This is a genomic window from Oribacterium sp. FC2011, assembly GCF_000701645.1.
Taxonomy (GTDB): domain Bacteria; phylum Bacillota; class Clostridia; order Lachnospirales; family Lachnospiraceae; genus Oribacterium.
In genome coordinates, this window is record NZ_JNJM01000028.1 from 1 (window position 1) to 4,975 (window position 4,975).

General features: G+C 40.9%; 8 protein-coding genes. 4 read left to right on the top strand and 4 right to left on the bottom strand.

Annotation, left to right across the window (positions count from 1 at the left end; genetic code table 11):
* Positions 1–172: 172 nt before the first annotated feature.
* Positions 173–1,162: a PstS family phosphate ABC transporter substrate-binding protein gene (locus T357_RS0116220; protein WP_049962516.1), complete on the top strand. Its 990-nt coding sequence runs from the start codon at positions 173–175 to the stop codon at positions 1,160–1,162.
* On the opposite strand, the gene T357_RS0116225 is transcribed toward T357_RS0116220, so the two are convergent.
* Genes T357_RS0116225 through T357_RS0116235 form a run of 3 tightly spaced genes read right to left on the bottom strand, consistent with a single transcriptional unit; the run spans position 1,138 to position 2,309 of the window.
* Entirely contained in the window at positions 1,138–1,527 is a 390-nt protein-coding gene (locus tag T357_RS0116225; protein WP_031554883.1) for a C-GCAxxG-C-C family protein, read from the bottom strand. The two genes, T357_RS0116220 and T357_RS0116225, sit on opposite strands and share 25 nt — an antisense overlap.
* Positions 1,528–1,531: 4 nt before the next feature.
* The gene (locus T357_RS0116230) at positions 1,532–2,122 is read right to left on the bottom strand and encodes a 4Fe-4S binding protein (protein ID WP_031554885.1); all 591 of its coding nucleotides are present in this window, start codon (positions 2,120–2,122) and stop codon (positions 1,532–1,534) included.
* On the bottom strand, positions 2,109–2,309 hold the full coding sequence (locus T357_RS0116235; RefSeq protein ID WP_031554887.1) for a 4Fe-4S binding protein: 201 nt from the start codon (positions 2,307–2,309) through the stop codon (positions 2,109–2,111). The genes T357_RS0116230 and T357_RS0116235 overlap by 14 nt, the downstream gene beginning before the upstream one ends.
* Before the next feature lie 215 nt (positions 2,310–2,524).
* Here T357_RS0116235 and T357_RS0116240 point away from each other — a divergent pair, with 215 nt between their 5' ends.
* The gene (locus tag T357_RS0116240; protein WP_044917232.1) at positions 2,525–2,869 is read left to right on the top strand and encodes a winged helix-turn-helix transcriptional regulator; all 345 of its coding nucleotides are present in this window, start codon (positions 2,525–2,527) and stop codon (positions 2,867–2,869) included.
* Positions 2,870–3,040: 171 nt separating this feature from the next.
* Here T357_RS0116240 and T357_RS0116245 read toward each other — a convergent pair whose 3' ends face one another.
* Positions 3,041–3,850, bottom strand: coding sequence for an ATP-binding protein (locus tag T357_RS0116245; protein ID WP_031554891.1), 810 nt, complete (start codon positions 3,848–3,850; stop codon positions 3,041–3,043).
* A 96-nt stretch (positions 3,851–3,946) separates the two neighbouring features.
* On the opposite strand from T357_RS0116245, the gene T357_RS0116250 reads away from it, so the two are divergent.
* Both T357_RS0116250 and T357_RS22245 read left to right on the top strand, forming a co-directional pair.
* Entirely contained in the window at positions 3,947–4,606 is a 660-nt protein-coding gene (locus T357_RS0116250; protein ID WP_031554893.1) for a Crp/Fnr family transcriptional regulator, read from the top strand.
* A 250-nt stretch (positions 4,607–4,856) separates the two neighbouring features.
* Positions 4,857–4,975: VOC family protein (locus T357_RS22245; RefSeq protein ID WP_197027366.1), on the top strand; the 119-nt coding region annotated here is incomplete at its 3' end.

Here is a 4,975-nt window from a genome sequence, read left to right on the forward strand (position 1 = left end):
TTCCAACATTGATTTCTCAAAAATCCGCAAATATGAGTGATAAAGCTTTTATAAAAATCATACTGTGTATAGTTGTTGCCGGAGTCATTATTACAGCCCTTCACGCATACTATATTTATTATGCTTACGAACATTCTTCAATTATATATTTCATTTCAAAGGAGCTTTGGCCATGAGAAAAACTGTTATCATCACAGCCGTCATCAGCTTCTTTGTATTTGTTAATGTCTTTTTATATGTCACCCTCACCTCTCGTCTAGGGAATAACTACAGTGGTGTATCTCAGACAAAAATGGTTGATGTGGCAAGATATCTTCCTTTTGAAGAAACATCTAACCTTGCAAAAACAGGTTCCTCCATGCATTTTTCCAGCGAGGATGATCTCCCTGTTCTTGATGGTGCAGCTGCACTGGTTCCTGTGTACGCTTCAGTCATAGATTCAGTTTATCCTGAAGGATCTGTTACCTATGAAGGCGGCTCTTTTTCAGACGATAACAAGTACGGCGAGAATTTTGCAAAAGACAGTGTCATGCAATACCAAAACACTATCCGCGGATATGATGCTCTTTTAGAAGGGTCTGTTGATCTCTTTTTCACGGCACACCCATCTGAAAATCAGATGAAGACAGCGAAAGAAAAAGGAATAGAAATTGAACTTGTACCGGTTGGTCTGGAAGCATTTGTATTTTTTGTTAACAAGAATAATCCTGTAGAAAGTCTTACCACAGATGAGATAAGATCGATCTACAGGGGTAATATAACAAACTGGAAAGAAGTAGGTGGTCCTGACAGAAGCATCAATCCTCTTCTCAGAGTTAAAAACTCCGGAAGCCAGACCATGATGGAGAAATTCATGGAAAATGATATGATCAAGCGTCGCAGTATATTTGCCGTTTTCGGTGCCTCCATCGGTTATTCATTCCGGTATTATCTTTCAGGAATGGTAGCAAATGATAATGTCAGGATGCTTGCCGTAAATGGCGTTTATCCAAATGCACAGAACATAAGAAACGGTCTTTATCCTCTTACTTCAAGTTTTTATGTTGTCTGCAAAAAAGATAACCCTAATCCTAATGTCAGAAAACTGGTAGACTGGCTTCTGTCTCCGGAAGGACAAAGACTTATAGAAGCATGTGGTTATAGTCCCATAACCTCGCCATAAACCATGACTGCATTTCTGACACAGTCATCACAGGGACATAACGGCCTTCCGTCTGTTACAGCTTTAAGGTCCTTGCATCTCAAGGCTCCGCACCTGTTTTGGAACTCTTCCTGTATCTTCCTTGTTGCCATTACAGCGCCTTTACCTTCTGTTTTAAGTCCTGCTATCATGGCTGCACCGATCATGGCACCGCATGTAGCTTCCATATTTCCCATCCCTGCAGCAAATCCGGAGGATAACTGCATTAGCTGCACTTCCGTAAGTGTAGTCTGGTCAGACAATACCCTTGTCACTGCCTGCGCACAGTTACATACTCCTGAGTTCTTTAATTCTGCAGCCAGTTCTGCTCTCTCGTTTAATGTCATTTTATTAAACCCTTTCCTTTGATTTTATCTTACATATGCCCTGAGTCATAGTTCCCATAGGGCAGAAGGAACACCAGGTTCTCTCTTTGTACAGGACCATCACTATAAGTCCTATCAGGGTAGATGTAAGCATCAGACTATAAAATCCAAACCCGAACTGAGCTACCCAGTCAGGAAAAATGCTTCCGTTATAAGCCCATTGCCACGGAACTCTGAATGTCCAGAATAGTTTTATTGCTTTTCTTAGCGTCCCCGCTCCGGAAAACACCAGATATGTCTGAAATACCATAGTTCCGAACATAGTGAGGAAGAATATCAAAAAACCATACCTGAACCATTTGGAAGACATCCATTTAGGTGCAGGCTTTCCTCTTGAACATTTGAGATTTCTTCCCAATACCCAGAAGAGCTGTCCCCTTCCACACATATGGTTGCAGAACCATTTATTGCTGCCAACAGCTGCAAAGATCAGCGGCAAAATAAAATCTATCATTCCAAGCCATGCGAAAAGAATGTTGAAAAATCCAAGTGCAAAATAGATAATTGACCAGATCCAAAGGTATTCATACCAGTGCTTTTTCTTATTTACTGCCATTTTCTACCTCCGAAACTTTTATTGATCCTGCAGGACACGCCTTTTCACATAAACCACAGCCTACGCATTTACCAATATCCACAAGCGCATAACAGCCTTTATGAATGGAAATGGCCTCTCTAGGGCACTGCAGGGCGCAGACCCCACAGGCAACGCATCTGTCTATATCATTAACAGCCTTTCTCATTTTCAATATCCTCTTTCTGCATTGTTATCTTACAATATTTCCTTTATCTTTCTGACAAGAATATCCTTTGGAACTGCCCCTAATTCTTCATCGACAGTTTTCCCAAATATCTTAACGTGACTACTTGTATTTCTCAGCTGATAACCTTATTATATTTAGTATAGTTTTTATATCAAGTACGCAGTTATTATTTACCTGGTAAGGAAAAGTATACCATGAGAAAAAAAGAGAACCATGAACCATTATGCGAAGATATCGCAGGACAGAATTGTGGGTTAAAAAGAATCATTGATAAGATTGGCGGAAAGTGGAAGATCATGATCCTCTGTGTCATAGATAAGAATGATATCGTGCGTTATGGGGATTTACGTCGTTCTATACATGGAATCACTAACACAATGCTCGCTAACTCTTTGAAAGAGCTGGAGGCAGACGGACTTGTCGAACGAAAACAATACGATGAAATGCCTGTCAGGGTCGAGTACAATCTCACCGAGAAGACAAAGAGCCTCATCCCCATCCTTCTTGACCTCAAAAAATGGGGTGAGGACAATCTGTAGATATGTAGTTTTAAGATTCTGATCAACTTATGAAAATGATCACATAATAAAAGACTCTATCGCTTGATCCGATAGGGTCTTTTATTTACGTAGGTTTAATTTATAAGGAGAGATGCTTCTAAATCCTCAAATAAAACATCTGAGTATTCATTATCTGATTCTCCCTTCAATTTAACCCAAAATATGTCCGTCACAGCTGATCGTTACAACCTGCCAGGGTATAAATTTGCCACTTGCCCTGAGAGCATTCTCTGTAGCCCTCTGTAATCCGCCGCAGCAAGGCACCTCCATCCTCACGATAGTTACGCTCTTTATATCATTATCACGGATGATAGCCGTCAGTTTTTCAGTGTAATCCACATCATCAAGCTTAGGACAGCCTATGATGGTGATTTTGCCTTTCATGAATTCTTCATGCATATTGGCGTAGGCATAGGCAGTACAATCAGCCGCGATCAGCAGCTTTGCACCTTCAAAGAATGGTGCCTGTGTCGGTAACAGCTTGATCTGACACGGCCATTGGTTAAGACGTGACACAGGACCGGATTCAGACTTGGTGATTTCAGGTTCAGTTGGTTTCTCTTCCCTCTTGAACTGCATCATACGGGACCCGGGACAGCCACCGGCAGGATGCTGCCCACCGGCTGCCAAATGAGCCATCATTTCGGACTTACGTTTTGTCTCATCATCAATCTTCATAATATCTTTTACTGACATATCATCACTATCTTCTGTCAATACAGCATTCTGCTGTGCTGCTTTTACCGCAGCCTCATCATAAGCCGGTGCTTCACGATCTTCGAAAGTGATCGCTCCGGTAGGGCATCCCGGCAGGCAGTCACCAAAACCGTCGCAAAAATTCTCTCTGACCAGTTTTGCCTTCCCATTTACGATATCTATGGCACCTTCATGACAGGCACTGGCACATATTCCGCATCCATTGCACTTTTCTTCATCTATCTTTATGATTTTTCGGATCATTTTATATACTCCTCTCTCGTTCTCTTGATTCCGTAAAATGATTCTAGTATGATATATCAAACTATTCGGTTGTATTTACAACAGAAAGAGGATTTAATGAAAGAATTTATTCTTGTGTTACAGAGGACAAAGTTATTTGCCGGTATAGGCGATGACGAGATTTCTGCCATGCTCTCCTGTCTAGGTGCAAGACTACACAGATTCAAAAAAGGTGAATATGTTCTCAGGCAGGGTGAACGTCTAAATGACATTCTGGTCCTTGTTGAAGGAACTCTCCACATCCAAAGAGATGATTACTGGGGAAACCGAAGTATTCTGGGACATATCGGTGTCGGAGAAATATTTGGTGAGGCATATGCTGCTCCTGAAAGCGGGACACTCATGAATGATGTAGTTGCATTGGAGGACAGTGCAGTTTTCTTATTTGATGTGAAACGGATTATCACCACCTGCTCATCCGCATGTCGTTTTCACACAATGGTCGTTCAGAATCTGTTCTTTGCCATCTCTGAAAAGAACAGAAGTCTTGTTCAAAAGCTTGGCTTCATATCAAAGCGTACAACACGTGATAAACTGATATCTTATCTGTCTGAAGAATCTAAGAAAGCAAACAGCTCCTACTTCACGATCCCTTTTAACCGGCAACAGCTGGCCGATTATCTGTCTGTCGACAGGAGTGCAATGTCGAACGAACTTTGCAAGATGCGTGACGAGGGTCTTTTGGAATTTGAAAAAAATCGATTTAAACTTTTATAAAATAACGCAGGGGCTGTTGCATTAAAAGCCCCTGCGTTTTAATTAGTCTTTTTAATCACTTGTGAGTCAGTGTAGCGCTTATCTGATCATTACGAAATAACCATATTTAAAATAATTCGCATAACCAGATTGGTTGAATTTACAATGATTTCTGATTCTGGAAAGTCAAAAGAAAAGTCTTTTAATTCGCTATTTCTGTACATTCCTCTTTGGTATAATTATCTAAAATATGATAAGGGAGAAGCAGCACATGAACTTGAACCACATCCATCACATAGCCGTGATTTGTTCCGACAAAGATATCGCATTGGATTTTTATCACAATAAGCTTGGTTTTAAGATTATCAGGGAAAACTATAGACCGGAACG

Coding starts and splice junctions, on each gene's coding strand:
- T357_RS0116220 (WP_049962516.1), top strand. CDS start 173: ATGAGAAAAACTGTTATCATCACAGCCGTCATCAGCTTCTTTGTATTT.
- T357_RS0116225 (WP_031554883.1), bottom strand. CDS start 1,527: ATGACATTAAACGAGAGAGCAGAACTGGCTGCAGAATTAAAGAACTCA.
- T357_RS0116230 (WP_031554885.1), bottom strand. CDS start 2,122: ATGGCAGTAAATAAGAAAAAGCACTGGTATGAATACCTTTGGATCTGG.
- T357_RS0116235 (WP_031554887.1), bottom strand. CDS start 2,309: ATGAGAAAGGCTGTTAATGATATAGACAGATGCGTTGCCTGTGGGGTC.
- T357_RS0116240 (WP_044917232.1), top strand. CDS start 2,525: ATGAGAAAAAAAGAGAACCATGAACCATTATGCGAAGATATCGCAGGA.
- T357_RS0116245 (WP_031554891.1), bottom strand. CDS start 3,850: ATGATCCGAAAAATCATAAAGATAGATGAAGAAAAGTGCAATGGATGC.
- T357_RS0116250 (WP_031554893.1), top strand. CDS start 3,947: ATGAAAGAATTTATTCTTGTGTTACAGAGGACAAAGTTATTTGCCGGT.